Origin of the sequence: Curtobacterium sp. 24E2, assembly GCF_016925595.1 — a bacterium.
In the GTDB taxonomy this organism is placed as follows: Bacteria; Actinomycetota; Actinomycetes; order Actinomycetales; family Microbacteriaceae; genus Curtobacterium.
In genome coordinates this window covers 971,112-997,899 of sequence record NZ_CP068987.1, presented here as the reverse complement: position 1 = coordinate 997,899, position 26,788 = coordinate 971,112, and the positions used below count along the sequence as shown (strand labels likewise).

The 26,788-nt window shown below is 69.9% G+C and carries 20 protein-coding genes and 4 pseudogenes; 12 read left to right on the top strand and 12 right to left on the bottom strand.

All coding sequences use genetic code 11. From position 1 onward, the window contains the following. The first annotated feature begins 42 nt into the window (after positions 1-42). From JN350_RS05075 to JN350_RS05060, 4 genes and pseudogenes are all read left to right on the top strand, one after another. A pseudogene (locus JN350_RS05075) lies at positions 43-1,406 on the top strand (ABC transporter substrate-binding protein). Next, on the top strand, positions 1,403-2,488 hold the full coding sequence (locus JN350_RS05070) for a carbohydrate ABC transporter permease (protein ID WP_131922160.1): 1,086 nt from the start codon (positions 1,403-1,405) through the stop codon (positions 2,486-2,488). The pseudogene JN350_RS05075 and the gene JN350_RS05070 overlap by 4 nt, the downstream one beginning before the upstream one ends. After that, positions 2,485-3,420 (top strand): carbohydrate ABC transporter permease, encoded by a 936-nt coding sequence (locus JN350_RS05065; protein ID WP_240347563.1) that lies wholly within the window; start codon positions 2,485-2,487, stop codon positions 3,418-3,420. Before JN350_RS05070 ends, JN350_RS05065 begins: the two co-directional genes overlap by 4 nt. Further along, positions 3,417-6,475 (top strand): annotated as a pseudogene (locus JN350_RS05060) (glycoside hydrolase family 2 TIM barrel-domain containing protein). The gene JN350_RS05065 and the pseudogene JN350_RS05060 overlap by 4 nt, the downstream one beginning before the upstream one ends. Positions 6,476-6,622: 147 nt before the next feature. On the opposite strand, the gene JN350_RS05055 reads toward JN350_RS05060, so the two are convergent. After that, positions 6,623-7,048: a DUF3151 domain-containing protein gene (locus JN350_RS05055; protein WP_205463759.1), complete on the bottom strand. Its 426-nt coding sequence runs from the start codon at positions 7,046-7,048 to the stop codon at positions 6,623-6,625. Positions 7,049-7,322: 274 nt separating this feature from the next. Here JN350_RS05055 and JN350_RS05050 point away from each other — a divergent pair, with 274 nt between their 5' ends. Then, a complete protein-coding gene (locus tag JN350_RS05050) occupies positions 7,323-8,894 on the top strand; it encodes an ABC-F family ATP-binding cassette domain-containing protein (protein WP_205463758.1) in 1,572 nt (523 codons plus the stop codon). A 26-nt stretch (positions 8,895-8,920) separates the two neighbouring features. Here the strand turns inward: JN350_RS05050 and JN350_RS05045 are convergent. Beyond that, positions 8,921-9,615, bottom strand: a pseudogene (locus JN350_RS05045) (SDR family oxidoreductase). A 10-nt stretch (positions 9,616-9,625) separates the two neighbouring features. Next, a complete protein-coding gene (locus JN350_RS05040; RefSeq protein WP_205463757.1) occupies positions 9,626-10,117 on the bottom strand; it encodes a VTT domain-containing protein in 492 nt (163 codons plus the stop codon). Positions 10,118-10,175: 58 nt separating this feature from the next. On the opposite strand from JN350_RS05040, the gene JN350_RS05035 reads away from it, so the two are divergent. Continuing rightward, the gene (locus tag JN350_RS05035; protein WP_205463756.1) at positions 10,176-10,937 is read left to right on the top strand and encodes a DUF3800 domain-containing protein; all 762 of its coding nucleotides are present in this window, start codon (positions 10,176-10,178) and stop codon (positions 10,935-10,937) included. Positions 10,938-10,983: 46 nt separating this feature from the next. On the opposite strand, the gene JN350_RS05030 is transcribed toward JN350_RS05035, so the two are convergent. The 9 genes and pseudogenes from JN350_RS05030 to JN350_RS04990 form a co-directional block, all read right to left on the bottom strand. Then, a complete protein-coding gene (locus JN350_RS05030) occupies positions 10,984-12,015 on the bottom strand; it encodes a YihY/virulence factor BrkB family protein (protein ID WP_205463755.1) in 1,032 nt (343 codons plus the stop codon). A 4-nt stretch (positions 12,016-12,019) separates the two neighbouring features. Further along, the gene (locus JN350_RS05025; protein WP_123672087.1) at positions 12,020-12,535 is read right to left on the bottom strand and encodes a hypothetical protein; all 516 of its coding nucleotides are present in this window, start codon (positions 12,533-12,535) and stop codon (positions 12,020-12,022) included. 156 nt (positions 12,536-12,691) lie between these two features. Beyond that, on the bottom strand, positions 12,692-13,735 hold the full coding sequence (locus JN350_RS05020; protein WP_205463754.1) for a Gfo/Idh/MocA family protein: 1,044 nt from the start codon (positions 13,733-13,735) through the stop codon (positions 12,692-12,694). Between the two features lie 215 nt (positions 13,736-13,950). Next, a pseudogene (locus tag JN350_RS05015) lies at positions 13,951-14,874 on the bottom strand (prenyltransferase). Continuing rightward, positions 14,871-15,287 (bottom strand): lycopene cyclase domain-containing protein, encoded by a 417-nt coding sequence (locus JN350_RS05010; RefSeq protein WP_205463753.1) that lies wholly within the window; start codon positions 15,285-15,287, stop codon positions 14,871-14,873. Before JN350_RS05010 ends, JN350_RS05015 begins: the two are co-directional and overlap by 4 nt. Beyond that, positions 15,284-15,616: a lycopene cyclase domain-containing protein gene (locus JN350_RS05005; protein ID WP_111085416.1), complete on the bottom strand. Its 333-nt coding sequence runs from the start codon at positions 15,614-15,616 to the stop codon at positions 15,284-15,286. Before JN350_RS05005 ends, JN350_RS05010 begins: the two co-directional genes overlap by 4 nt. Next, on the bottom strand, positions 15,616-17,256 hold the full coding sequence (gene crtI / locus JN350_RS05000; RefSeq protein WP_240347562.1) for a phytoene desaturase family protein: 1,641 nt from the start codon (positions 17,254-17,256) through the stop codon (positions 15,616-15,618). The genes JN350_RS05005 and crtI overlap by 1 nt, the downstream gene beginning before the upstream one ends. Continuing rightward, the gene (locus JN350_RS04995; RefSeq protein WP_240347561.1) at positions 17,253-18,062 is read right to left on the bottom strand and encodes a squalene/phytoene synthase family protein; all 810 of its coding nucleotides are present in this window, start codon (positions 18,060-18,062) and stop codon (positions 17,253-17,255) included. The genes crtI and JN350_RS04995 overlap by 4 nt, the downstream gene beginning before the upstream one ends. A 124-nt stretch (positions 18,063-18,186) precedes the next feature. Then, positions 18,187-19,245, bottom strand: a complete 1,059-nt coding sequence (locus tag JN350_RS04990; protein WP_205463752.1) for a polyprenyl synthetase family protein — start codon at positions 19,243-19,245, stop codon at positions 18,187-18,189. A gap of 21 nt (positions 19,246-19,266) precedes the next feature. Here JN350_RS04990 and idi point away from each other — a divergent pair, with 21 nt between their 5' ends. The 6 genes from idi (at position 19,267) to JN350_RS04960 (ending at position 26,747) form a co-directional block, all read left to right on the top strand. Further along, the gene (gene idi / locus JN350_RS04985) at positions 19,267-19,809 is read left to right on the top strand and encodes an isopentenyl-diphosphate Delta-isomerase (protein ID WP_205463751.1); all 543 of its coding nucleotides are present in this window, start codon (positions 19,267-19,269) and stop codon (positions 19,807-19,809) included. A 347-nt stretch (positions 19,810-20,156) separates the two neighbouring features. After that, positions 20,157-21,221 carry a magnesium and cobalt transport protein CorA gene (locus JN350_RS04980; RefSeq protein ID WP_205463750.1) on the top strand — a complete coding sequence of 355 codons (1,065 nt, stop codon included), beginning with the start codon at positions 20,157-20,159 and terminating at the stop codon, positions 21,219-21,221. Positions 21,222-21,382: 161 nt separating this feature from the next. Continuing rightward, positions 21,383-22,402 carry a LacI family DNA-binding transcriptional regulator gene (locus tag JN350_RS04975; RefSeq protein ID WP_205463749.1) on the top strand — a complete coding sequence of 340 codons (1,020 nt, stop codon included), beginning with the start codon at positions 21,383-21,385 and terminating at the stop codon, positions 22,400-22,402. A gap of 367 nt (positions 22,403-22,769) precedes the next feature. Beyond that, positions 22,770-24,293 (top strand): multiple monosaccharide ABC transporter ATP-binding protein, encoded by a 1,524-nt coding sequence (mmsA, locus tag JN350_RS04970; protein ID WP_181437544.1) that lies wholly within the window; start codon positions 22,770-22,772, stop codon positions 24,291-24,293. Then, positions 24,290-25,582: a multiple monosaccharide ABC transporter permease gene (gene mmsB, locus JN350_RS04965; protein ID WP_205463748.1), complete on the top strand. Its 1,293-nt coding sequence runs from the start codon at positions 24,290-24,292 to the stop codon at positions 25,580-25,582. The genes mmsA and mmsB overlap by 4 nt, the downstream gene beginning before the upstream one ends. A 61-nt stretch (positions 25,583-25,643) precedes the next feature. Further along, positions 25,644-26,747 carry a substrate-binding domain-containing protein gene (locus JN350_RS04960; RefSeq protein ID WP_205463747.1) on the top strand — a complete coding sequence of 368 codons (1,104 nt, stop codon included), beginning with the start codon at positions 25,644-25,646 and terminating at the stop codon, positions 26,745-26,747. Positions 26,748-26,788 lie beyond the last annotated feature (41 nt).

The following is a 26,788-nucleotide window of genomic DNA, read 5'->3' as shown; positions in this document are numbered from 1 at the left end:
CTGATGGCCAACCCCGCTCGCCGATGAACCGAGGTGCTGGCAATGACGCCACAACCGAACCGACGCCCCATATCACGACGACAGCTGTTGGGCTTCGGCCTCGGCACGGCCGCCGCCGGACTCCTCGCCGGGTGCGCGGTGCCCGGCTCGACGAACGTCAACAAGGCCGCCCTCGTGCCCGCCGCCGTGAGCGGCCAGAAGGTCGAACTCACCTACTGGGCCTGGCTGAAGGACCTGCAGAAGGTCTGCGACGTGTGGAACAAGACGCACCCGGACGTCCAGGTGAACGCGAACTGGATCCCCGGCGGCAACAGCGGCGGGTACCAGAAGATGTACTCCGCGCTGGCGGCCGGCGGCGGTCCGGACATCGGTCAGGTCGAGCTCCGGCAGATCCCCGAGTTCATGCTCGCCAACGGTCTCGTCGACCTCGCTCGCTACGGCGCGAAGGACTTCGAGTCGAAGTACGACGAAGCCGCGTGGGCGCAGGTGTCCTTCGTGGACGGCGTCTACGGCATCCCGCAGGACACCGGCCCCATGGGGTTCTACTACCAGACCGCCCTGCTCGAGCAGGCCGGCGGCGAGCCTCCGACGACGTGGGACGAGTGGCGCGACCTGGCCGAGAAGGTCCGGAAGACCGGCAAGCAGAACTACCTCGAGGTGTTCCCGGTCTCGGACGCGTCGCCGTTCGCCGCGTACGCGCAGCAGGCCGGCGCCCGCTGGTTCAAGGTCGACGGTGACGAGTGGGTCGTCGACATGACCGACGACGAGACCCTGATGGTCGCGGACTTCTTCGACGGGGTCATCGACGACGAGCTCGTCGACACCAGCGCCGGTGCGTACTCCCCGGCTGGTACGCCTCGGCCGCGAGCGGCAAGATCGCCGCGGTCACGAGCGCGAGCTGGGGCGACGCCCTGATCGAGTCGGTGCAGGGTGGCGAGGGCAAGTGGAAGGTCGCCCCCATGCAGAAGTGGGGCGCCGACGGCTTCGGCTCGAGCGCCATCGGCGGTTCGACGGCGGCGGTCCTGGCGAACGCGAAGCACCCGAAGGAGGCGCTCGAGTTCATCACGTGGATGACCACCTCGAAGGAGGGCATCGACGCGATGATCAAGTACTGCGGCATCGGCTGGTCGCCCGCGGTCGACTACATCGGCAAGCAGCGTGAGCAGCCGTCGAAGTGGTTCTCCGGCCAGAACTACAACGAGGACGTCTTCGTGCCGGCCTCGAAGGAGCAGAACATCGACTGGTCGTGGTCCCCCGTGACCCAGTCGGCGTTCACGAGCCTGCAGAACCAGTTCCGCCGGAAGCTCACCTCCGGCCTCAAGCTCTCCGACGCGGTGGAACTCGCCCAGCGGGAGATCGTCCAGTCCTTCAAGGACAAGGGCCTCAGCGTCAGGACGGCACGATGAGCCAGCAGACCAGCACGCGACCCGCCTTCCGCACGAGCACGAAGGCCACGAGTGCGCAGAAGCGTGCTCCGTGGATCCTGCTCGCGCCGTTCCTGGCCCTGTTCCTGCTGACGTTCATCATCCCGATCATCAGCGCACTGTTCCAGTCGTTCACGACCGTCGACCGCGAGGGCCTGTTCGGCGAGGACGGCGTCGTCGGCAAGTTCGCCGGTTTCGACAACTACGCGATCGCCCTGCAGGACTCCGGCTTCGTCGCCTCGATCGGCCGCATGCTGCTCTTCGGCATCGTGCAGGTTCCGGTGATGATCATCGCCTGCACGATCCTGGCGCTGCTGCTCGAGTCGGCGAGCGCCCGTTGGCCGGGCTTCTTCCGCGCCATCTACTTCATGCCGTACGGCGTCCCCGGCGTCATCGCGACGATCCTGTGGTCGTTCCTGTACGTGCCCGGCCTGTCGCCGATCGTGTCCCTGCTGCAGTCGATGGGGCTGCAGCCGGACTTCCTCGGCGCCAACAGCGTGCTCTGGTCGATCGCGAACATCGTCACGTGGACCTACACGGGCTACAACATGCTCATCATCGTGGCGCAGCTGAAGTCCATCCCCGGCGAGGTCTACGAGGCCGCCAAGATGGACGGCGCCGGCCCGTTCCAGGTCGCGTGGCGGATCCAGATCCCGCTCATCGCGCCGGCCCTGGTGCTCACCACGGTCTTCTCGATCATCGGCACGCTGCAGCTCTTCGCGGAGCCGCAGATCCTGTCGACGGTCGCACCGGCGATCGACACCGAGTACACGCCGAACTACGCCGCGTACACGAACGCGTTCGCGTTCAACGAGTACGGCGTCGCGAGTGCGCAGGCGGTCATCATCGCGCTGGCCGCGTTCATCCTGTCGTTCGCGTTCCTCGCGTTGACGAACCGCGCGCCGAAGGACGAACGCGACCGGCGCAAGCGCGCCAAGCGTGACGGCCTGGAGGCCCGCACCGCGCTCCAGACGCGCGCTGCGGCGGGCAGCACGGTCACCACCACAGCCGACCCGGGCCTCCAGTCCGGTCGCGTCGCGACCACCGAAGGGACTGACCGATGACCAGCGAAGCCATCGAAGCGCCGGCCACGGCGAAGACCGCCGTCCCCGTGGACACCACGTCGATCTCGGCGCACCAGCGCCGCAAGCTCGACCGGTCCCCGCGCTCGCAGATCGTCGTGACGGGAATCCTCGTCATCGTCGCGCTGTACTTCCTCGTCCCGCTGTACTGGGTCGTCATCGCCGCGACGAAGACCACCGGCGCGCTGTTCTCGACGAACGGGTTCTGGTTCGGCGGCGAGTTCGCACTGTGGAGCAACCTGCAGCAGGTCTTCACGTACGACGGCGGCATCTTCGTCCGGTGGATCGCGAACAGCATCCTGTACTCCGGCGTCGGCGCGGTCCTGGCGACCTACTTCGCCGCGGCCGGCGGGTACGCCCTGGCGAAGTACGACTTCAAGGGTCGGCAGTTCGTGTTCGGCACGATCCTCGGCGGCGTGCTCGTTCCGGGGACCGCGACGGCGCTGCCGCTGTTCCTGCTGTTCTCGACGCTCGGCCTGACCGACACCTACTGGAGCGTGCTCATCCCGAGCCTCGTCTCCCCGTTCGGCCTGTTCCTGTGCCGGGTGTACGCCGCGGCGTCGGTGGACACCACGCTGCTCGAACAGGCACGCATCGACGGTGCCGGCGAGCTCCGGATCTTCCACACCGTCGTGCTCCGCCAGATGACCCCGGCCCTGGTGACCGTGTTCCTGTTCCAGGTCGTCGGCATCTGGAACAACTTCTTCCTGCCGCTCATCATGCTGGCAGACCAGAAGCTGTACCCGATCACACTGGGCTTGAACAACTGGCGCTCGCAGGTCGACCGCCTGCCGGAGTTCTACCAGCTCACCACCGGCGGGGTGCTCGTCTCGGTCATCCCGCTCGTCATCGCCATCATCGTCCTGCAGCGCTTCTGGCGCGGGGGCCTCACGGAAGGATCGGTCAAGGGTTGACCAACTCCGCACTCGACGACCTCCACTCCACCTCGCCGGGTTCGGCATCACGGCTCCCTCCGCGGGCCGCGCTCCACACCGACGCACCATCGCTGTCGCTGAACGGCGACTGGCGCTTCCGGTGGTCGCCGGTCGCGTCGGTGTCCGACGCGTTCGCCACCGACGCCGCCGTGGAGGACGACCCCGCGTGGGGCGAGCTCCCGGTGCCGTCGCACTGGGTGCTGCACGGGCACGGGTCGCCGAGCTACACGAACCTGCAGTACCCGTTCCCGATCGACCCGCCGCACCCGCCGGACGAGAACCCCACCGGTGACCACCGGCGCACGTTCGAGCTGCCGGCGTCGTTCGCAGCGGCCGGTCGGGTGCTGCTGCGGTTCGACGGGGTCGAGTCGCACTTCCGGGTGTGGCTGAACGGCACGCTCGTGGGCTGGTCGACCGGGTCCCGCCTGGCGACCGAGTTCGACGTGACGCAGCTGCTGCGACCGGTGTCGAACGACCTGGCCGTGCGGGTGCACCAGTGGTCGGCGGCCTCGTACCTGGAGGACCAGGACCAGTGGTGGCTGCCCGGGATCTTCCGCGACGTCACGCTGCTCGCCCGTCCCACGGCGCCGATCGACGACGTGTTCGTTCGGGCTTCGTGGGCTCCGACGCTCGGCACCGCTGCGACGGCCGGGACGGCGGCGTCCGGACGACCGGCGACCGGCAGCGGGACCATCACGTTCCCGACGCTGGACGCCGGCTTCCCGGTGCGGTTCGCGGTGCCCGACCTGGGCGTCGACGTGACCTGGGCGACGGCGGACGACGTCGCCCCGATCGAGGTCGAGGGCGTCGAGCCGTGGAGCGCGGAGCTGCCGAAGCTGTACGACGCCACGCTGTCGACGGACTCTGCCGCGACCGGGACGGCGGCGGGCGGCGCCGACGGTGGCGAGACCGTCTCGCTCCGGCTCGGCTTCCGCACCGTGTCGATCGAGGGCGACCGGTTCCTGGTGAACGGCGAGCGCGTGGTGTTCCACGGCGTGAACCGCCACGAGACCCACCCCGTGCGCGGCCGCGTCTTCGACGAGGAGCACGCCCGCGCGGACATGGCGCTCATGAAGCGCAACAACGTCAACGCGATCCGCACCTCGCACTACCCACCGCACCCCCGCGTGCTGGACCTCGCCGACGAGCTCGGCTTCTGGGTGATCCTGGAGACCGACCTCGAGACCCACGGGTTCATCTTCACCGGCTGGGTCGGCAGCCCCTCCGACGACCCGGCCTGGGCGGACGCCTACCTCGACCGCGTCGCACGGACCGTCGAGCGGGACAAGAACCACCCGTCCATCGTGATGTGGTCGCTCGGCAACGAGTCCGGCACCGGCCGGAACCTGGCGGCGATGTCGCAGTGGGTGCACGACCGCGACGACGAGCGCCCCGTGCACTACGAGGGCGACTACACGGGCGAGTACACCGACGTGTACTCGCGGATGTACCCGTCACTGCAGGAGACCGAGTCCATCGGTGGCGGCACCCCGACGCCCCTGCTCGGCTGCGGCCCGGCCGAGGCGGCACGGCAGCGCTCGAAGCCGTTCATCCACTGCGAGTACGTGCACGCCATGGGCAACGGGCCCGGCCAGATCGCCGAGTACGAGGCGCTGGTCGACCGGTATCCGCGCCTGCACGGCGGGTTCGTGTGGGAGTGGCGCGACCACGGGCTCCTGGCGCAGACGGCGTCCGGACAGGACTACTACGCCTACGGCGGCGACTTCCACGAGGTCGTGCACGACGGCAATTTCGTGATGGACGGCCTGGTGCTGCCCGACGACTCCCCGACCCCGGGGCTCGCCGAGTTCGCGGCCGTCGTCGCCCCGATCCGCCTGGCGGTGTCGGACACCACGATCCTGGTCGAGAACCGGTACCACTCGGCCTCGACCGCCGGGCTGCGGTTCTGCTGGACCCTGTCGCGGAACGGCGTCGTCGAGGCCTCCGGGCGGTTCGCCGCCGGCGTGGTGGCAGCCCGCGAGTCGGCGACCGTCCCGGTGCCGTCCGAGGTGCTCGACGCGGCCACCGCCGAACTCGCACCCGGCGACGAACTCTGGCTCGACCTGACCGCCGAGCTGGCGGGCCCGACCGCGTGGGCCGACACCGGCCACGTCGTCGCACGCAGCCAGCGGCTCGTCGCGAGCCGTGTGGCGGACGCACCACGGGCCTCCCGGCAGGGGTGGGACGGCGACCGTCTCGGCGACGGGACGTTCTCGGACCGCGGCGACCTGGTGTCCTGGAAGGGACACGAGGTGGCAGGACCCCGCCTGGAACTCTGGCGCGCCCCGACCGACAACGACCGGTTGGCGTCGCAGGGCGGCTACGAGACGGCGGACCCGGTGCTGACGCACGGTGTCGGTGACCCGGACGCTCCCCGTCGGCCTCGCGTTGGCGGGACCGTGGACTGGACCGATTGACCCACCGCCTGGTGTCGGTGACACGGACCGACTCCGGGCTGGAACAGCGGGTGCGGGTGGCGGCGGCGAACAGCGGGTGGGGCCTCGAGGTCACACACCGCTGGACCCTGACGACCGAAGGGCTCGTGCTGCAGACCGACGCGGTGCCGTTCGGCGCGTGGGACGTCACCTGGCCGCGGATCGGGGTGCGGTTCGACCTGCCCGCCGGCTTGGCCGACGAGACGGCCACGTGGTTCGGCACCGGGCCGCTCGAGTCGTACGCCGACTCGTCGCACGCCGCCCGGGTCGGTCGGTTCACCGCTCCGGTGCGGTCGCTCGGGGTCGAGTACTCGCGGCCGCAGGAGACCGGGCACCGGCCGTTGTTGCGGGAGCTGTCGGTCGGGCCGTTCACGGTGTCGACCGTGGGGGCGCACCGTGCGGGCTTCACCCTGTCGCCGTGGACCGCGCAGCAGATCGACCGCGCCGAGCACCCGTACGAGCTGCCGACGTCGGACCACCTGTACCTGTACCTCGACGCGGCGCAGCACGGGCTCGGCAGCCGGGCGTGCGGCCTCGACGTGCTGCCGGAGCACCAGCTCTGGCCGCAGGCGTTCTCGTGGAGCGTGGTGCTGGCGTAGGGGTCGGGTGGGGTCCGGCCCGTCCGCGCCCCGCTGTCGTCGTCGCGCCCCGGCTCTTCGGGGCGCGACGACGATCACGGGGCGCGATCTGCACCGGGGCGCGACGACGATCACGGGGCGCGATCTGTCGACTGCGCCGCGACCGCGCTACGCGCCGGCGGACAGCGCGCGCAGGGCCTCGGGGTCGCTCGCGGTGAGGAAGTCGGTCAGGCGCTCGGGCTCGCCGGGCTCGCCGATCGACTCGGCCGCCCGCCGCAGCGCGAACAGCGCCCGCAGGACCCCACGGTTGGGGCCGTGCGACCACGGCACCGGACCGGCACCGCGCCACCCGGCCTTGCGCAGGGCGTCGAGCCCGCGGTGGTACCCGACACGGGCGTAGGCGTACGACTCGAGCGCCGCGCCGCGCTCCCAGGCCTCGTCGGCGAGCAGGGCCCACGCCAGGCTCGACGACGGGTGCGACACCACCACGCTGGCGATCGGGGTGTCGGCGGCGAGCGCCGCGGTCACCTCGGGTTCGGCGGGCAGCAGGGTCTCGGGGTTCGTCGACGGGTTCGGCAACAGGTTCTCCGGCATGCCCCCAGCCTGTCATCCCTTGCGCGTCCCCGTGGCCGGGATTACCGTGGGAGGCACCTCGTCGTCATCACGAGGCCCCCGGGGCGGGAGACCGACCGGCGGCACGGATGGCGGACACGGGGGTCCCCGACGGAAGAAGACGGATTGCTGTCGATCACCGGTTCTGCTCAGCCCACGCGCTGACACCGTGATCGCGCGCCCCCGTCGGGCGCTCCACCGCTGAAGCGGTGGGTTCGGTGTCGTGCGCCCAGCATCGACACCGGGAGGCATCCCCATGCCCAGCAGTCCATCCGTCGTCCTGCACGACGTCACCTTCGCCTGGCCCGATGGCACCGTCGCGCTCGACCACCTCACCGCCGCCTTCGGGCGCGGCCGGACCGGCCTGGTCGGGAGGAACGGGGCCGGCAAGTCCACGTTGGTCCGGCTCGCCACCGGCCGGCTCCACCCCACGTCGGGCACCATCTCGACGTCCGGCCCCGTCGACCACCTGCCGCAACGCCTGGCAACCGGGACCGACGACGCCGTCGCCGACCTGCTCGGCATCCGGTCGACGCTCACCGCGCTCCGGGCCGTGCTGTCCGGTGACGCGTCGCCCGAGCACTTCGAGGCGGTCGGCGACGACTGGGACCTCGAGGAGCGGGCCGCCGCGGCGATCTCGAGTGTCGGACTCGACGGCGCCGACCTGGAACGCCCGGTGTCGACGCTGTCCGGCGGGCAGTCCGTACTCGTCGCCGTCGCCGGGGTGCGGTTGCGCGGCCGGCCGATCGCGTTCCTCGACGAACCGACGAACAACCTCGACCGTCGGGCTCGCGGACTCCTGCTCGACCTGGTCGACGACTGGCGCGGCACCCTCGTGGTGGTCAGCCACGACCGGGAGCTCCTCGAGCACGTCGACGAGACGTGCGAGCTCCGCGCCGGTGCGATGACCGTGTTCGGCGGGACGTTCAGTGCGTTCGAGGAGCACCTGGCCGTGCAGCAGGCGGCCGTCGAACGCGAGGTCCGGGTCGCAGAACAACGACACCGCACCGAGAAGCGGCAGCGCATCGAGGCCGAGACGAAGATCGCCCGGCGCGCTCGCGCCGGGGTGAAGGCCGTCGAGAACATGCCGAAGGGCTACGCGAACGAGCTACGGAAGAAGGGTGAGCAGACCGCCGGCCGGCTCCGCGTCGGGTTTGCGGACAACGAGGCCGCCGCACTCGCCACGAAGCGTGAGGCCGAACTCCGGCTGCGCGACGACGAGTCCATCCACGTGACCCTGCCCGACCCGGACGTGCCGGCGTCACGGCAGATCGCGACCGTCACGGTGCGGGGGCGGGACGTGATCGTGCAGGGGCCGGAGCGGGTCGCGGTCACCGGGGACAACGGCGTCGGCAAGTCCACCCTGCTCGAACAGCTCGTCGGGGCGCCGGAGGCCCGGGAGCACCCGCTACCCGAAACCGGTGCCGTCGCCCACGTCGAGCGGATCGCGTACCTGCCGCAGCGGAAGGACACCCTCGACGACAACGCCACGGTGCTCGACAACGTACGCCGGGACGCTCCGCACGTCCCCGTCGCCGAGGTGCGGAACCGGCTCGCGAAGTTCCTCGTGCGCGGCGACACCGTCGACCGGCTCGCCGGGGCGCTGTCCGGCGGGGAGCGCTTCCGGGTGGCGTTGGCGAGCCTGGTGCTGGCCGACCCGCCGCCGCAGCTGCTGGTGCTCGACGAGCCGACGAACGACCTCGACCTGACGAGTGTCGACCAGCTCGTCGACGCGCTCAGGGCCTACCGCGGCGCGCTCGTCGTGGTCAGCCACGACGAGACGTTCCTCGACCGGCTCGAGCTCGACGCGCGCATCGAGCTGCGGTGAGGAAGCGCCCCCAGCGCGGTCAGCGGTCAGCGCCGTCGGGTCGGCCGGATCGCGAGCGACTCGACGGTGCCGCGCTCCGGCAGGTCGACGACCGTCCGGACCGCCGCGGCCACGTCCTCCGGCGTTAGGTAGTACGCGGTGTCGTAGTCCTCGCCGAGTTTCTCGGTCAGCGCCCGCTGCATGTCCGAGTCCGTCCGGCCCGGGTGCACGCTCGAGACCCGGACGCCGTTGGCCCGTTCTTCTTCTCGCAGGGCATCGGCGAAGGCCCGCAGTGCGAACTTCGACGCCGCGTACACGCCACCGCCGGGGCCGGAGTGGAACCCCGACCCGCTGTTGATCGGCACGACGATGCCCCGTGCCGCCCGGAGCCCCGGGAGCGCCACCCGGGTGAGCTCGGTGACCGCGAACACGTTCGTGGCGAAGACCTGCTCCCACACGGCACGCGGGGTGTCGGCGATGGTCGTGCCCTGCTCGACGCCGGCGGAGTGCACGAGCACGTCGAGCCTGTTCGGCAGCGCCGGCAGGTCCCCGCGCCGAGGTCGCCGACGAACGGCGCAGCACTCGGCAGCTCGGCGACGAGGGCGTGCACCGCGTCGGCGTTCCGTCCGCCGACGAACAGGTGGTGGGTGCGACCGAGGTCGGTCGCGATCGCGCGGCCGATGCCGCGGGTGGCACCGGTCACCAGGGCGACCGGACGGTTCTGGAGCTGTTCTGTCGTCACGTGGGCCAGCCTACGGAAGCCGGGCCGGGCCTCCCGACCGGTTCCGGGATCTGTGGAGAACCGTCACTCCGACGGCTGCGGCGACCACCAGGACGGCCACCGCTGCGATGCCCCACGGCGAGCCCGCCAGCGCGGCGACGACCGCCCAGAACACCGCGAGCCCGACGGTCGCGTAGAGGAAGGCCCACGCGACGCACCCCGGCACCATCGCGATCGTGTACCGCCACCACGCCACGCGAGCGAGCCCCGCGGCCGCGTTCATCACCGTCTGCAGCCCGACCACCACGAAGCTCACCGTCACCACCGGTAGACCCCAGCGCTCGAGGAGGGCGGAACCGCGGCGGACCGCCGACGAGTCCAGCCAGCCGCCCCAGCGGGAGCGCGAGGCACCCGTCACCGCGAGTCGCGCGACCCAGTACGTGGCCTGCGCGCGGCAGAACACGATCACGAAGAGCGCGAGGACGAGCCACCGGAACGGCAGTTCCTCGAGGAAGTCGGGCACGGTCGCACCGTAGCGCGCCGAGCCCCACGGACGCCTGGAGTACGTCAGTATCTGGTACATGGAACGTCACTCAGCCTCCGCCGAGCGCATGCGCCTCTTCTACGTCGATGACTCGGGGAGCGCCGAGCTCGGCGGGCTGATCGTGTACGCGTGGGTCGAGGTGTCGCCGACGTCGTGGGCGCCCGCCCTCCGCACCTGGCTCGACCTGCGGAAGGAACTGGCACGGGACTTCGGGATACCGGTCTCGCGGGAACTGCACTGCACGCACTACACCCAGGGCCGCGGCAAGGTGGCAGACCACCCGCAGGCGCGACACGTTGCGAAGAGCGCAGACGGAACGATGATCGTCCTGTGGAAGGACCTCGGGCGTGAAGTCGGCGAACGATGCCTGCGCACCCTCGCGCTCCTTCCCGGTGTCCGCGTGGGGTCGGTCTTCCGGTGGGTGCCGGAGGGCGGGAAGGCGTGGGGTGCCGCGAAGTACGAGACGTACGCCGATCTCGTGGCGATGATCGATCGCGAGCTGGCCGCCGAGGACGCCTTCGGGATCATCACGATGGACGGTGACGACGAGAACCACCGATCGGCGCATCGTGCCCTTCCGCTGGCGACGCGCCGAGTGCTCGAGGACCCGGTGGCACATGACAGCCGTCGGTCGCAGTGGGCGCAGATCGCCGACCTCGTGGCGTACACGGTGAACATCCACCTCAATCGGCACCCACGCAACGCGTTCGGATGGGATTGGTACGACCAGCACCTGCGGCCCCTGGACCGAAACGGTGCGCCGTTGCAAGTACCCGAAGAAACAGCTAGACCCGCCTGATCCACGAGAGTGGGGCGGGTCCGCTGTACCAGTTTACCGGATTCGGTCAGTCGCCGTCGGCGCCCTGCCGGATCCTGATCCCCTCGAGGACGTCCTGCGCCCGCTTCTCGTCCTGCTTCTCGATCTGGCGGGTGTCGCGCTCGGGGAGCTGGATGTCCTCCTCTGCCCGGATGCCCGCCTGCAGCTCGCGGCCGCGCTCGATCTCGGCGTCGAACTCGGCACCGAAGAGCAGCGCGTTGTTCGTGATCCAGATCCACAGCAGGAACACAATGACCCCACCGAGGGAGCCGTAGGTGGCGTTGTAGTTCGAGAAGTTCCCGACGTAGAAGCCGAAGCCGACGCTCGCGATGATCCAGATGAGGAGCGCCAGGATCGACCCGCTGCTGACCCAGGTGAACTTCGGCTGCTTGACGTTCGGCGACCAGTAGTAGAGCACCGCGACCACGACGATCGCGATGATCAGCAGGATCGGCCACTGCACGATGAGGAGCACCGTCGCAGCGACGTCCCCGAGGCCGATGACGTCACCGAAGCTGCGGGCGAGCGGACCGGAGACGAGCGTCAGCAGTCCGAGGACGAGCAGGATGACGGTCGCGAGCGTCACGCCGAGCATCGTCGGGCGGAGCTTCCAGATCGGACGCCCCTCGCGGACGTTGTAGATCCGGTTCATCGCCCGGCCGAAGGCGCCGACGTAGCCGGAGGCCGACCAGAGGGCACCGACAAGACCGACGATGAACGTGACCGGGGCGGCGGGCGAGCGGACGAGTCCCTCGATCGGGTCCTGGAGCAGGTCCGCGACCTGGCCGCCGCCGACGTTGCGGACGACGTCCAGCAGCGACGTGATGGTGTCCGACGGGTTCGACACGAGACCGAGGATCGAGACGATCGCGAGCAGTCCGGGGAAGAGCGCGAGGACCGTGTAGTACGTCAGGCCCGCTGCGAGGTCGGTGCACTGGTCGCTCGAGAACTCGCGCAACGTCTTCTTCAGCGTGTAGACGAGCGTCGGCTTCGTGAGGTCAGTGGGGTTGTCCGGCTTCCGGGAGTCGTCCGGGTCCGGCTTCTGCTGCTCCTGCGCCATCGGACTACCCCCGCGCCTTCAGGGCCTGCTTCGACCGCTTCACGGCGGCCTTGCGGTTCTTGTTCGCCCGTCGCTGGACCGCGGCGATGCCGGTCTGCTGCTTCACGCGGGCCTTGTGGGCCGGGTCACGGTCCAGCGCCTGCTCGGCGGCCTTCGCCCGGGCCTTGCGCCCCTTGCGGCCGGACTGCGCCTGCTCCTTCGCCGAGGGGCCGTCGCCGCGCGCGCCGAAGGGCAGCAGCGCGGTGAACGCCGAACTCGCCGGTGGCGTCGCCAGGTGTCCGGCGGGGCGGTTGCGGATCGCGATGCCGGTGATGATCGCCGCGATCCCGGTGAGACCGGTGATGCCCATGGCCACGAGGGGCGTGGGGTCACGGTGCCAGCGCTGGCGGGTCTTCGCGGCTGCGAGCCGTGCCCGCGCCGGGAGGTTCGCACGGCGCTTGAGCTCGGTGACGGTGTCGGTCATGCGCTCACGCGTGCGGACGTTCGCGAGTTCGAGCTCGGGGAGACTGTCCTTGGCCATTCCCCAGTTTCTACACGGCCGGGCCGGGGGCGCGCCCAGATGGCCGCGGCGCGGCCACCCGGTCGGTCTTGCTCCCGCGGCAGTGGACACGACCCCAGGGCGGACGGGAGGCCCGTGGCGGGCCCGCCACGGGCCTCCCGTCCGTCGGTCACGCGTTCAGGACGGGACGACGACGTCCTCGGGTTGGCCGCTGGCAGCCGAACGACCAGCTGCCTCCATGAGTGCGAGGCTGCGCAGGTTGTCGCGGCCGCTCGTCGCCGGTGCCGGGCCGCCCTCGATCGACCGGGCGAATGCCTGCAGCCCGCCCTGGCGGTCGGTGTGCTCGAGCACGGGCAGCTCGACGGGCTCGGCCTCGTCGTCCTGGGTGCGGCGGAGGGTGACCACGTCGCCGTCGACCGCGTTCGGGGCACCGTCGCGGCTGGTGAACCAGAGTTCGCCGTCCTCGCCCTGGATGCTCCACTCGCCGGCCCACGCCGTGCGGGGGCCGCGGCTCAGCCAGCTGCCGCGGTAGCTGACGACCAGCCCACCGTCGAGCTCGATGAGCATCGAGGCGATGGCTTCGTCCTGGTACTTGCTGTACGACGGGTAGGTCGCCTTGGCGAAGACCCGGACGGCCTCCTGTCCGGTGACCATCCGCAGCAGGTCGAAGTGGTGGATCGCCATGTCGTTGATCATGGCGTGCGGGAACTTGTAGTGCGGGTGCTCCTCGAACGCCAGGTCGTTGTCCCACTGGCGGAAGTCGATGTTGATCGCGGAGATCTCGCCGACCACGTCCGCCTCGAGCATCTCCTGGACTGCGCGGGGAGCCGGGTACCAGCGGTAGTTCTGGCTGACCTGCAGCACGAGGCCGAGCTCCTCGGCACGGCGCACGGCGGTGACGGCTTCGTCGGTGGTGTTGGCGAACGGCTTCTCGACCAGGACGTGCTTGCCGGCATCGAGGGCCTCGAGCGCGAGCGGCACGTGGGTGACGGCGGGGGCGGTGATGACGACGGCGTCGGCCTCGACCCCGGCGAGCGCCTCGGTGAGGGACGCGAACGCGGCGGACGCCGGCAGTCCGAGGTCCTGCTGCACGGCGGTCAGCGTCGCCGGCACCGGGTCGACGATCCCGACCACCTCCACTTCGGAGACCTCTGGGATGGCGGTGCGGGCCCAGTTGCCGCCCCACCCTCCGAGACCGACGTGGATGATCCGGACCGTCATGCGTGCACTCCTTCGTGGCTGCCGCGTCACGACTCCCGTGACGCGTCCGTCCAGTCTGTCAGTGCTGCGCGCGGCGGGCGTCGAGGTTCCACGACATGCCGTGTGCGCGGCGCCGAGGTTCCACGGAGCGCGCCCGGCGACGTCGAGATGCCGAGATTTCGGAACCTCGACGGGACGGGACGGGACGGGACGGGACCTCGACGGGACCCGGGCGCTCAGTGTGTGAAGGCGTAGGCGATGAGCGCCATCGTCACGATGAACCCCGCCAGGTAGTTGATCCAGAGGAACCGCTTCCACCCGGCGTTCGCGGCCTCGGCCCCCTGGTCCGTGATGTTCCACCACGGCAGCACGTTGAGCGCGTACGGGATCACGACGACGGCGGCGATCGGCCCCGGGAAGGCCGAGAACAGCAGCGCGACACCGGCGACCAGGTACGCGACGAACGCGAGGCGCACGGTCGCCCGCGCACCGATGACGGTCGCGACGGAGCCGATGCCGCCGGCCCGGTCGGCGAGGACGTCCTGCACCGCGCCGAACGCGTGCGAGGCGACCCCCACAGGAAGAACGCGATGCAGACGGCGACGAGCTGCCCGGTCCAGTGCGGTCCGGCGAGCGCCAGGCCGTAGATCGCGGGCGAGACGAAGTGGGTCGACGAGGTCAGGGAGTCGAGGAACGGCTTCTCCTTGAACCGCAGCCCCGGCGCCGAGTACGCGATGACGGCGAACACGCTGATCGCCAGGACGAGCCACGACCACGGCCCGTTCCCGCTCACCGCCCCGAGCACGACGAGCGCGACCAGGAACGGCACGTTCGTGACGACGACGGCCCAGAGCGTCGTGCGGTGGACGCTCTTGTCGAGCAGCGCCCCCTCGACGCCGCCCTTGCGCGGGTTGCGCAGGTCGGACTCGTAGTCGAAGACGTCGTTGATGCCGTACATCGCCAGGTTGTAGGGCACCAGGAAGTACACGACGCCGACCAGGAACGCGACGAGCGAGAACCCCCGCCCCCTCGACGCCGACCCCGCTGCCGAGCAGGTACGCGGCACCGAACGGGTAGGCGGTGTTCACCCAGCTGATCGGTCGCGACGAGACGAACAGTGCTCGCAAGGTCGACGGCCTGGAGGCGGTGCTGGCGTTCACGGGTTGTCCTCCGGTGGTGCGGTGGTCGGGTCGGGCGCGGGGCGCGGGGCAGCCGGGTCGCGCGGGCCCGCCCGGTCGAACAGGACCCACAGGCTCGGCAGCAGCACGATCGCCGCCATCGCGTACGCGAGGTCCTCGACCGGGATCGCCCCGATCTTCGCCCCGCTGATGAGCGAGGGGTCGTAGGCGACGATGCGCAGGGTCACGATGACGTTGTCGAACACGATCGTCATCACGAGCAGCGCGATCCCGGCGACGAGCGACGTGACGAACGCGACCCGGCAGCCGGTCCCGGGTGCGCGTCCCGCCGCTCGTGCACGGCGCGCGGCCACGATGCCGGCGACGACCGCCACCACCGCCACGACCGCGAAGAACGGCAGTGCCAGGAGCGCGTAGGCGCCAGAGCCGGTCACGGGCGCCTCCGTCCGAGCGACCGCTGCACGACGGGCCGGACGAAGCCGACCAGGTCCATCGTCGAGTAGCAGAGCAGCAGCAGGAAGAAGAGCTCCTCGAGCGGGACCTCGGGGGCGAGCAGCACCCCGGTCAGCAGGTGCTGCGGGCCGATGAAGAAGATGCCGTACGCGACCCCGGCGACGTCCCACACCATGAAGAACGCGACACCGACGACCATCACCGCAGCCGCCCGCCACGGCGCTCGCCAGAAGAACAGCCGGAAGCGGGCGTCGAGCACGGTCATGCCGATCAGCGACACGACCAGGCCGGCGAGGTACAGCCCCGGCATCAGACGGTGCCGGCCTGGTTCCGCGGGGTGCCGAGCGGCGTCGGCAGCGGCTCGGTGCTCGTGTCGCCGTGGATCCGCTTGAGCAGGACCTCGGCGCTGATCAGGCACATCGGCAGGCCGATGCCCGGGATCGTGGACGCCCCGGCGTAGTACAGGCCCTCGACCTTGGCCGACGCGTTCTTCTCGCGGAAGAACGCACTCTGCTTGAGCGTGTGCGCGGGGCCGAGCATCGACCCGTTCCACGCGTTGAGGTCGTCGGCGAAGTCGCGCGGGCCGATCGTCCGGCGCACCCGGATGCGGTCCCGCAGGTCGGGGACGCCCGAACGCTCGGCGACGACGTCGATGGCGCGGTCGGCGATCTGCTCGACCTCGTAGTCACCGGCACCGTCGATCCCGCCCTTGCCGATGGACAGGTCGGCGGGCAGGGGCACCAGGATGAAGAGGTTGCTCGAGCCGCGTGGCGCGACGGACGGGTCGGTCTCCGACGGCGCGCAGACGTAGATCGACGCGGGGTCGGGGACGTGCCGGTCCTTGCCGAAGATCGCGCCGAAGTTCGCCTTCCAGTCCTCGGTGAAGACAAGGGTGTGGTGGAGCAGGCCGGGGGTCGGTCCGTCGATGCCGAGGTAGACGAGCACGGCGCTCGGTCCGGGGTCGCGGGTCTTCCAGTGCTCGGCGCCGTGGGTGCGGTGCTCGCGGTCGAGCAGCTGCATCTCGGTGTGCTGCAGGTCGGCGGCGCTCACGACCAGGTCGGCCGGGGCGGTGTGCTGCACGCCGTCGCGGTCGCGGTGCACGACCCCGGTGGCGACGCCGTCCTCGACGACGATCCGTTCGACCTTCGCGCCGGCGATGATCTTCGCGCCCTCGGCACGGGCCACGCGTTCGACCGCGGCGATCACCTCGGTGATGCCGCCCTTCGGGTAGAGCACCCCGTCGGCGAGGTCGAGGTGGCTCATCAGGTGGTACATGCTCGGGGCGGCGTACGGGCTCGTGCCCAGGAAGACGGCCGGGTAGCCCAGGATCTGCCAGAGCCGCCGGTCCTTGACCGCCGAGGCAGCGCGGGACGACAGCGGCTGCAGCAGGAGCCGGGCGAGCTTCGGCAGGCGACGGAGCACGTCGGGGGCGGCGAGCTTCGTGAGGTCCTGGAACGTCGTGTACAGGAACCGGCGGATCGCCATCGCGTAGGTGTCCTCGGCCGAGGCGAGGTACTTCCGGATCCGCTTGCCGGCTCCGGGCTCGACGGACTCGAACAGCGCGATGTTCGCCTCGGCGTCGGCGCGCAGGTCGATCGGCTCGTCGTTGCCCTCGCTGTAGACGCGGTACCCGGGGTCGAGCTTCACGAGGTCGAGTTCGGCGTCGGCCGAGGTGCCGAGCAGCTGGAAGAAGTGGTCGAACACCTCGGGCATGAGGTACCACGACGGCCCGGTGTCGAACCGGAAGCCGTCGCGCTCCCACGAACCGGCACGGCCGCCGAGCTGCGACCGCTGCTCGAGCACGGTCACGGCGAAGCCGTCCCGCGCGAGCAGCGCCGCGGACGCCAGTCCGCTGATGCCGCCGCCGATCACGACGGCGCGTCGAGCGGGCACCTTGCGCCGGGTGGTGGCGGCGACGTTCTGCGGACGGGAGGCGCGGGGCGGGGTCATGACGTGCCTCCTGGCTGACGGGTGGCCACCTTCGACCGCACGGGGGCGCGTCCGGCGAGCACCTGTGCGGCCAGGCGTGCCTTCACCGGGTTCGGGACGCGCACGCGCGTCGTCACCAGGCGCGTCGCCGGCGTGCGGGCGATGCGGTCGTTGAGTTCCTGGAACAGGGCGTGCGCGAGCCCGACGGCGTTCCGGGCGTCGGCCGGCAGCAGCCGGATGGTCCGGGCTGCGTGGTCGAGGTCGGCTTGCACGTCGGCGACCAGGCGTTCCTTCGTGGCCTCGTCGAACGAGCGGATGTCGACCCCCGGGAAGTACGAGCGGCCGAGCACCTCGAAGTCGGCGTGCAGGTCGCGCAGGAAGTTGACCTTCTGGAACGCTGCGCCGAGCGCACGGGCTCCCGCGATGAGCTCCGCCTGGTCGAAGGTCGGACGGCCGGCACGGTACACGAACGCTCGCAGGCACATCAGCCCCACGACCTCGGCCGAGCCGTACACGTACGCGTCGAACGAGGCGTCGTCGTGCTCGGTGCGCTCGAGGTCCATCCGCATCGACGCGAAGAACGGCTTGGTGAGCTCCGCGCCGAAGCCCGTGACCCGTGCACTCCGGGCGAACGCGTGCACGACCGGGTTCACCGAGAAGCCGAGGGCGATCGCGCGCTCGGTGTCGGCCTCGAGCTCGTCGAGGACCGTCCGTGCCAGATCGGGGTCGAGCCCCGCCTCGGTCGCGGGGCCGTCGACGACCTCGTCGGCGACGCGCACCAGCGCGTAGACGTTGCGGATGTGCTCGCGAGTGTCCTTGGCGAGCAACCGGCTCGCCAGGCCGAACGACGTCGAGTAGCGGTCGATGACGACACTCGAGGCTGCCTCGGCCGTGGCGTCGTACAGGGGAGCCGACCGGACGGCGCGCTGCCGGTCCGGGTGGTGTCGGTCGTCACCGGGCGCGCTCCACGAGTTCGGTCACGAGGCCCTCCAGGCGGTCGGCGAGGTCGTACGGCAGTCCGGAGAGCTCGGCACGGGCGAGTGCGACGTGGTCGGCGATCCGGGACTCGGCTGCGGCACGGGCACCGCAGGTGACCAGGGTCGCACGGAGTTCGGCCGCGCGTTCCTCGGTCAGGTCCGGGTCGCCGAGGTAGGGAGCGATGTCCGGCCAGCAGTCGGTCGTGGCCGCGTACGCGATGAGCATGGTCCGCTTGCCCTCGCGCAGGTCCCCCAGCACGCTCTTGCCGGTGGTCGTCTCGTCACCGAACACCCCGAGCAGGTCGTCGACGATCTGGTAGGCGATGCCGATCTCGCGGCCGAAGGCGCCGAGCGCGGTGACGACGGTCTCGGGCGCGCCGGCGAGCACGGCACCGGACTGCAGCGGCGCCTCGAACGAGTACACGCTCGTCTTCGCCCGCTCCATCGCCAGGACCTCGTCCACCGTCGGCATCACGCCCAGGGCCAGGTCGACGTCGGTCATCTCACCGGCGGCGCTGGCGAACACGGCTTCGTCGAGCATCTCGAGCAGACGCCCACGACGCTCGCTCGTCACACCAGAGGACTCGATGAACCGCGGTGCGCCGGAGAGCGCGAGGTCGCCCGCGATCACGGCGGCGCTCATCCCGCGGTGCTCGGCGGTCGGCAGCGGCAGCCCGCCGGTGGTGCCGGCGTCGCGGTAGGACCCCGCGACGTTCGGCTGGCCGCGGCGCGCCCAGTCACGGTCGATGACGTCGTCGTGCACCACCAGCGCGGTGTGCAGGAGTTCGTAGGCAGCTGCGACGTGCGCAGCAGCGTGCACGTCGTCACCGCCGAGGCCGAGGTACGCCGTGAGCACCATGCGCGGCCGGAAGCGCTTGCCGCCCATGCTCGCCTTGCGGAGCACCCGCCAGAGTTCCTCGGACGGACGGCCGTAGCGCGCGGCACGAGCCGAGGACACGACGAAGAAGCGCTCGAGACAGTCGTCGACGAGCGCGAGGTCGATGTGCGCCACGGTGGCCGCTTCCTCGCTCATTGGCCTAACCTATCGGTGCAGATGAGCGCTTTCCCGGAAACCGTGGTCCTGCTGGCCGACGACCGTACCCCGATCGGCACAGCGGACAAGTTCACGGTGCACACAGACCACACGCCCCTCCACCTGGCCTTCTCGTGCCACGTCCGCAACACCGACGGGGACGTCCTGGTGACCCGTCGCGCCCTGTCGAAGAAGACGTGGCCCGGTGTCTGGACGAACACGTTCTGCGGGCACCCCGGCCCCGACGAGTCGTTCGAGGACGCCATCGCCCGCCGGGCATCACGCGAGCTCGGCATCACCGTGCGCGACGTCGAGCTCGTGCTGCCGGACTTCCGGTACCGCGCGGTCGACGCCTCGGGCATCGTCGAGAACGAGGTCTGCCCGGTGTTCCGCGCTGTCACCGACGACCTGCCCGCCCCCGCGGACGACGAGGTCGCCGAGTACGCCTGGGTCTCCGAGGACTCGCTCCGGGCCGCCGTCGCCGGTGCGCCGTTCGGGTGGAGCCCCTGGCTGGGATGGCAGCTGACCGAGCTCGAGGCCGCGGGTCTGCACATCACCCACTGACCCGGCGCGGCCGCCTGGGCCGAGACTCGGGCTCAGCGACACTCCTCGTGCCCGCGAGCACGAGAACCGTCGCCCGGGCCGAGTCTCGGTCGAGCGCGGCCGAGCGCTTGGTTCCCTCGTGCGTCCGGAGTAGTGTCGGACGTCGGCCACGGTTGTGGCCACGAGGCTGCGCACCGCGGCCGCACGACCAGGAGAAGGGCAGGTGAGGCGCGATGTCGGGTGACCATCCTCGCGCGGGCCGGCAGCCCCTCCCCTCGCCGCCGCGCCCGTGTCCTAGATCTCCTCCGCTCGCCGCGGTCCGCCTGCGGCATCGCGCCTGCCTGCTCCCGACCACGAGGAGCACGCGCATGGCAATGATCGACAACGCGATCTACGTCGAAGGACGTCGCATCGATACTCCGTCGACCCTGTCGCTCGGCGCACGCCACGAGGTCGCACGGTGCGACCTGGCGTGGATCGGGCTGCTCCGTCCGGACCCGCACGAGCTCGACGCCGTCGCGACCGAGTTCGACCTGCACGAGAACGCGGTGGAGGACGCCCGCAAGGGGCACCAGCGCGCGAAGCTCGAACGGTACGGCGACACGCTCTTCCTGGTGCTCCGTCCGGCGTGGTTCGACCGCGGCGCGGGCACGGTCGAGTTCGGCGAGGTGCACCTGTTCGTCGGCGACCGGTTCGTGGTGAGCGTCCGGCACGCCGAACGCCCCGACCTCGCGGCTCTCCGCGCCCAGGTCGAGGCCGACCCCGAGTTCCTGGCGCTGGGCTCCGAGGCCGTGACCGCCGCAGTGCTCGACGAGGTCGTGGACGGCTACGCCCCGGTGGTCGAGGTGCTGCAGGACGGCATCGACGTCATCGAGGACCAGCTCTTCGCCGGCCAGGTCGACCCCGGCGTCTCGAAGCGCATCTACCAGCTGCTCAGCGAGGTGCTGTCCTTCCAGCGCGCCACGAAGCCGGTGCCCGCGATGGTGAAGGGCCTGCTCCGCGGGGCCGACAAGTACGGCGTCGACGACGAGGTGCAGCACCGGCTGCGCAACGTGCTCGACCACGCCCTGCGCGTGACGGAGCGGGTCGACTCGTTCCGGTCCCTGCTCGAGAACGCCCTGACGCTGCACGCGACCCTGGTGTCGCAGGAGCAGAACGAGGCGATGCGGCGGATGACCAGTGCGAGCCTGGCGCAGGGCGAGGAGAGCCGGCAGCTCGCCCGCGCTGCACACCGACAGGGCGAAGAGGTCAAGAAGATCTCGTCGTGGGCGGCGATCCTGTTCGCTCCCGGTCTGATCGCCGGCGTCTACGGCATGAACTTCGACCACATGCCCGAGCTGCACTGGCGGTACGGCTACCCGGTCGCGATCCTCGGCATGCTCGCGCTGATGGGTGTGCTGTGGGCGGTCTTCCGCAAGCGCAACTGGCTCTGAGCCACTGCGAGGGTGCAGCGAGGCTGCGGCCCGGCATGCCACCGGGCCGCAGCCTCGAGGACGTTCAGGTGGCGTCGATCCGCCGGACGTGCATAATGATCTGGCCCGGAATGTGAACGTGCACATCGACGTGCCACGGCCCCGGGCGGAAACGAGCAGCAATGGCGTCATCGCGGGCACAGCAACCGCGTTCGCCCAGCATCCGTGACGTCGCACGGATCGCGGGCGTCTCCCACCAGACCGTCTCGCGGGTGCTGAACAACTCCGACGCCATCCGCGACGCCACACGCGACAAGGTGCTGGCGGCGATGGAGCAGCTGCAGTACCGGCCGAACCGTGCGGCGCGGGCCCTCGTCACGAGCCGGACCCACACCATCGGCGTCCTGACTGCCCGGCGCGCCCACTACGGCCCGGCGGTCGCCCTGCAGGCGATCGAGGACGCAGCGATGCTGCGCGGGTACTCGGTGACGACGGCGAACATCGCCGAGGCGACCGACACCGCCGTGCGCGAGGGGCTCGGGCACCTGCTCGACCTGGACGTCGAGGGCATCGTCGTCATCGCACCACAGCAACGGGTGTTCGACCTGATCGAGGAACTCGGCATCCGCACGCCGTACGTCACGATGCGAGCAAGTGTCGGCGAGGACCCGACGGCCCTGTGGGTCGACCAGATGGAGGGCGCGCGGCTCGCGACCGAGCACCTGCTCGACCTGGGCCACGAGTACATCCGGCACATCGCCGGCCCGCAGGACTGGATCGAGGCCGACGCACGCATGCAGGGCTTCCTGCGCGCCATGTCCGACCGCGACATTTCCGTCGTCCCACCGATCCTGGGCGACTGGACGGCGGACTTCGGCTACCACGCCGGCCGCGAACTCCTGCGGTGGCGGGACTGCACGGCGGTGTTCTGCTCGAACGACCAGATGGCCCTGGGCGTCATGCACGCGGCGCGCTCCTACGGGCTCGACGTGCCGGGCGACCTGTCGGTGGTCGGCTACGACGACATCCCCGAGGCGAAGCACTTCTGGCCACCGCTCACCACGGTGCAGGTCGACTTCGCCGAACTCGGGCGACGCTGCGTCGACCTGCTCCTGCCCGGCGACGACGAGCTGCTCCGCCCGATCGACATCGTCCCGCAGCTCGTCGTGCGCGCGTCCACGGGAGCCCCGCGCGGTCGGTGACGCGCCCACGGTCGATCCGCAGGACGCAGGGCGGACCGGCACCGTGCCTCCCGTCCGGGGGACGTTCGTGCGGGATCACGCAGGCCGTTACGAAAACGCGACCAATCCGAATTGACAGCCACACCGGGGCTGTGCGTAAATTACCTCCGTCCAGCCGATGTGACCGTTCACATGAGCGTCACACCAGCGGGGCACCGGACGCGACAACGAAGTCCACGCAGGCCACCTGCGCCCATTCGCTGCCGCAGCAGAACCACCCGAACAACTGCCGCATCGCAGCGGCAGAAGGAGATGCACTGTGGCGTCAACCCCGATCGACACCGGCCTCGAGACCCGGTCGATCACCGCACCCGAGACCATCCTCGAGATGCGCTCGATCACCAAGGAGTTCCCTGGTGTGAAGGCGCTCTCCGACGTCTCCCTCAGCGTCCGCGCCGGCGAGATCCACGCGATCTGCGGCGAGAACGGCGCCGGCAAGTCGACCCTGATGAAGGTCCTCTCGGGCGTCTACCCCTACGGCACCTACAGTGGCGAGATCGTCTACGAGGGCGAAGAGGTCCGCTTCTCGAACATCAAGCAGTCCGAGCAGGCCGGCATCGTCATCATCCACCAGGAGCTGGCGCTCATCCCGGAGCTCTCGATCACCGAGAACCTGTTCCTCGGCAACGAGCCCGGCCGCTTCGGGCGCATCGACTGGACCGCCGCGCAGCTCCGTGCGCAGGACCTGCTCGCCCGCGTCGGCCTGGCCGACGACCCGGACACGCAGATCAAGAACCTCGGTGTCGGCAAGCAGCAGCTCGTCGAGATCGCGAAGGCCCTGCACAAGGACGTCAAGCTCCTCATCCTCGACGAGCCGACCGCCGCGCTCAACGAGAACGACTCGCAGCACCTGCTCGACCTGATCGTCGGGCTGAAGGCCAAGGGCATCGCGAGCATCATCATCAGCCACAAGCTCAACGAGATCGAGCAGATCGCCGACGAGATCACGATCATCCGCGACGGCAAGGCCATCGAGACGCTCAACGTCAAGGCGGACGGCGTCAACGAGGACCGCATCATCCGCGGCATGGTCGGCCGCTCGCTCGAGAGCCGGTTCCCGGACCGCACTCCGAAGATCGGCGAGACCTTCTTCGAGGTCCGCAACTGGACCGTGCAGCACCCGCTCGACTCGTCACGTCTGGTCTGCAAGGGCTCGAACTTCCACGTCCGCCGCGGTGAGATCGTCGGCTTCGCCGGCCTGATGGGCGCCGGACGCACCGAACTCGCGATGAGCCTGTTCGGTCGCTCGTACGGCACCTGGCTCGACGGCCAGATCATCAAGGACGGCCGCGAGATCAAGGTCACGAACGTCCAGCAGGCGATCGAGAACGGCCTCGGCTACGTCTCCGAGGACCGCAAGGCGCTCGGCCTGAACCTGCTCGACACGGTGAAGCGTTCGACGGTCGCCGCCGACCTGAAGAAGATCTCGAAGGTCGGCGTCGTCGACTCGCTCGAGGAGTACTCCGTCGCCGAGAAGTACCGCAAGATGCTCCGCACCAAGGTGCCGAGCGTCGAGGACAACGTCGGCAAGCTGTCCGGTGGCAACCAGCAGAAGGTCGTCCTGTCCAAGTGGATGTTCACCGACCCGGACATCCTGATCCTCGACGAACCCACCCGCGGCATCGACGTGGGCGCGAAGTTCGAGATCTACGGCATCATCCAGCAGCTCGCGGCCGAGGGGAAGGGCATCATCCTCATCTCGTCCGAGCTTCCCGAACTCCTCGGTCTCTCCGACCGGATCTACACCATCTTCGAGGGTCAGATCACCGCTGACCTCCCGGCCGACCAGGCCGATCCCGAATCGCTCATGCGCAGCATGACCTCCGCGCGGAAGGGCGCCACCGCCTCATGAACAACCTGAAACTGCTCTTCGGCAAGGGCAACAGCATCGGCCAGTACGGCATGATCATCGCCCTCATCGTGCTGTTGGTCTTCTTCTCGGTCACGACGAACGGGCTCATCCTCGAGCCGACCAACGTCATCAACCTGTTCCTGCAGTACTCGTACATCCTGATCCTGGCGCTCGGCATGGTCATGGTCATCATCGCGGGGCACATCGACCTGTCGGTGGGTTCGGTCGCAGCGGTCGTCGGCATCGTCGTGGCGCAGTCCATGGCCGTGTGGGACTTCCCGGTGTGGGCCGCCATCATCCTGGGCCTCGTGTGCGGTGCCCTGATCGGTGCGTGGCAGGGCTTCTGGGTCGCGTTCGTGAAGGTCCCGGCCTTCATCGTGACGCTGGCCGGTCAGCTCATCTTCCGTGGTGTGAACCAGATCATCGGCAACTCGACGTCGGTCCCCGTCCCGGACGCCTTCACCCCGATCGGCGCCGGCTTCCTCGGTGACTTCGGCCCCGACTTCGGCTTCAGCAACGGCACGCTCCTCATCGGCCTCGTCACGATCCTCGCGCTCATCATCATCGAGGCCCGAGGCCGTGCCCGCCGCCGGAAGATGCAGGCCGAGGTCCCGCCGCTGTGGGTCTCGATCGTCCGCACCGGCATCCTGGTCGCCGTCACGCTCGTCGCCACGTACCTGTTCGGCGCCGGTCCGGTCGGCACCTCGGTCCCGATCGTCGCGATCATCCTCGGTGTCCTGACCATCGTCTACGGCTTCGTCACGAAGAACACGATCTTCGGTCGCCAGGTCTACGCCGTCGGTGGCAACGCCAACGCGGCCGTCCTGTCCGGCGTCTCGGCACGACGGGTCAACTTCTTCGTCATGATGAACATGTCGATCCTCGCCGCGATCGCGGGCATGGTGTTCGTCGCCTACTCCGGCGCCTCGGGCCCCGCGGACGGCACCGGCTGGGAGCTCGACGCGATCGCCGCCGTGTTCGTCGGTGGTGCTGCGGTCGCCGGTGGCGTCGGCACGATCTCGGGCTCGATCATCGGTGGTCTCGTCATGGCGCTGCTGTCGAACGGTCTGCAGCTCATGGGCCTCGAGTCCAACCAGGTGCAGATCATCCGCGGTCTGGTCCTCCTCGTCGCCGTCGCCTTCGACGTCTACTCGAAGTCGCAGGGTCGTCCGTCCCTGATCGGCGGCATGCTGCGGCAGTTCCAGCGGAAGGACACCGAGCAGAACACGGTGGCCGCCCAGCAGCCGCGGTCCATCGAGGACCAGCCGGACAAGATCACCCTCCCCTGACCCACCCTCCCGACGACGGGGCTCCTGCCCCGCACCTCCTCAACGAAGAGAAAGCAATCACATGCGCAAGAAGATCGTCGCCGGCCTCAGCCTGGCGCTCATCGCGGGCCTGGCCCTCAGCGGCTGCTCGGCACGCGGCTCGTCCGACGACGCCGGCAGCACCAGCAACATCAAGAAGGGCGACCTCATCGGCGTCGCCCTGCCGGCCAAGACCTCGCAGAACTGGGTCCTGGCGGGTGCAGCCTTCAAGAAGTCCATCGAGGACGCGGGCTTCAAGGCCGACATCCAGTACGCCAACGCCGGCAACCCCGTTCCGGACCAGCAGTCGCAGATCTCGGGCATGATCACCAAGGGCGCCAAGGCCGTCATCATCGGTGCCGCCGATGGTTCGCAGCTGACCGCGCAGGTCAAGTCCGCCAAGGACCGTGGCGCCGTCGTCATCGCCTGGGACCGCAACATCCTGAACACGAAGAACGTCGACTACTACGTGGCGTTCAACAACTTCAAGGTCGGCCAGCTGCAGGCCGAGGCGCTGCTCAAGGGCCTCGAGGAGAAGAAGGGCGACAAGCCGTACAACGTCGAGCTCTTCGCCGGTTCGCCGGACGACGCCAACGCGACCGTGTTCTTCAACGGTGCGATGGACGTCCTGCAGCCGAAGATCGACGACGGCACGATCAAGGTCGTCTCCGGCCAGACCACGTTCCAGAAGGTCGTCACGCAGGGCTGGCTCGCGCAGAAGGCCCAGTCGCGCATGACCGACCTGCTCTCGCAGTACTACACGGGTGACACCGAGCTCGACGGTGTCCTGTCGCCGAACGACACCCTCGCCCGTGCGATCCTCACCGCGACCAAGGCCGCCGGCAAGGACAACCCCGTCGTGACGGGCCAGGACTCGGAGACCGCGTCCATCCCGCTCATCATGAAGGGCACGCAGTACTCGACGATCTTCAAGGACACGTCGAAGGAGGCCCAGGCGGCCGTCGACCTCGTCTCCACCCTGTCGAAGGGCGACAAGCCGGACACGAAGATCGACAAGACGAACAACTACAACGGCAAGAAGACGGTCCCCGCGATCGAGCTCACGCCGGTCCTGGTCACCAAGGACAACGCCGTCGAGGCCTACAAGGGCAACGACACCCTCGAGGAGCTCGCCAAGAAGGGCTGATCTCCCCGGCACCACGGACGGCCCCGTCTCGCTTCGGCGAG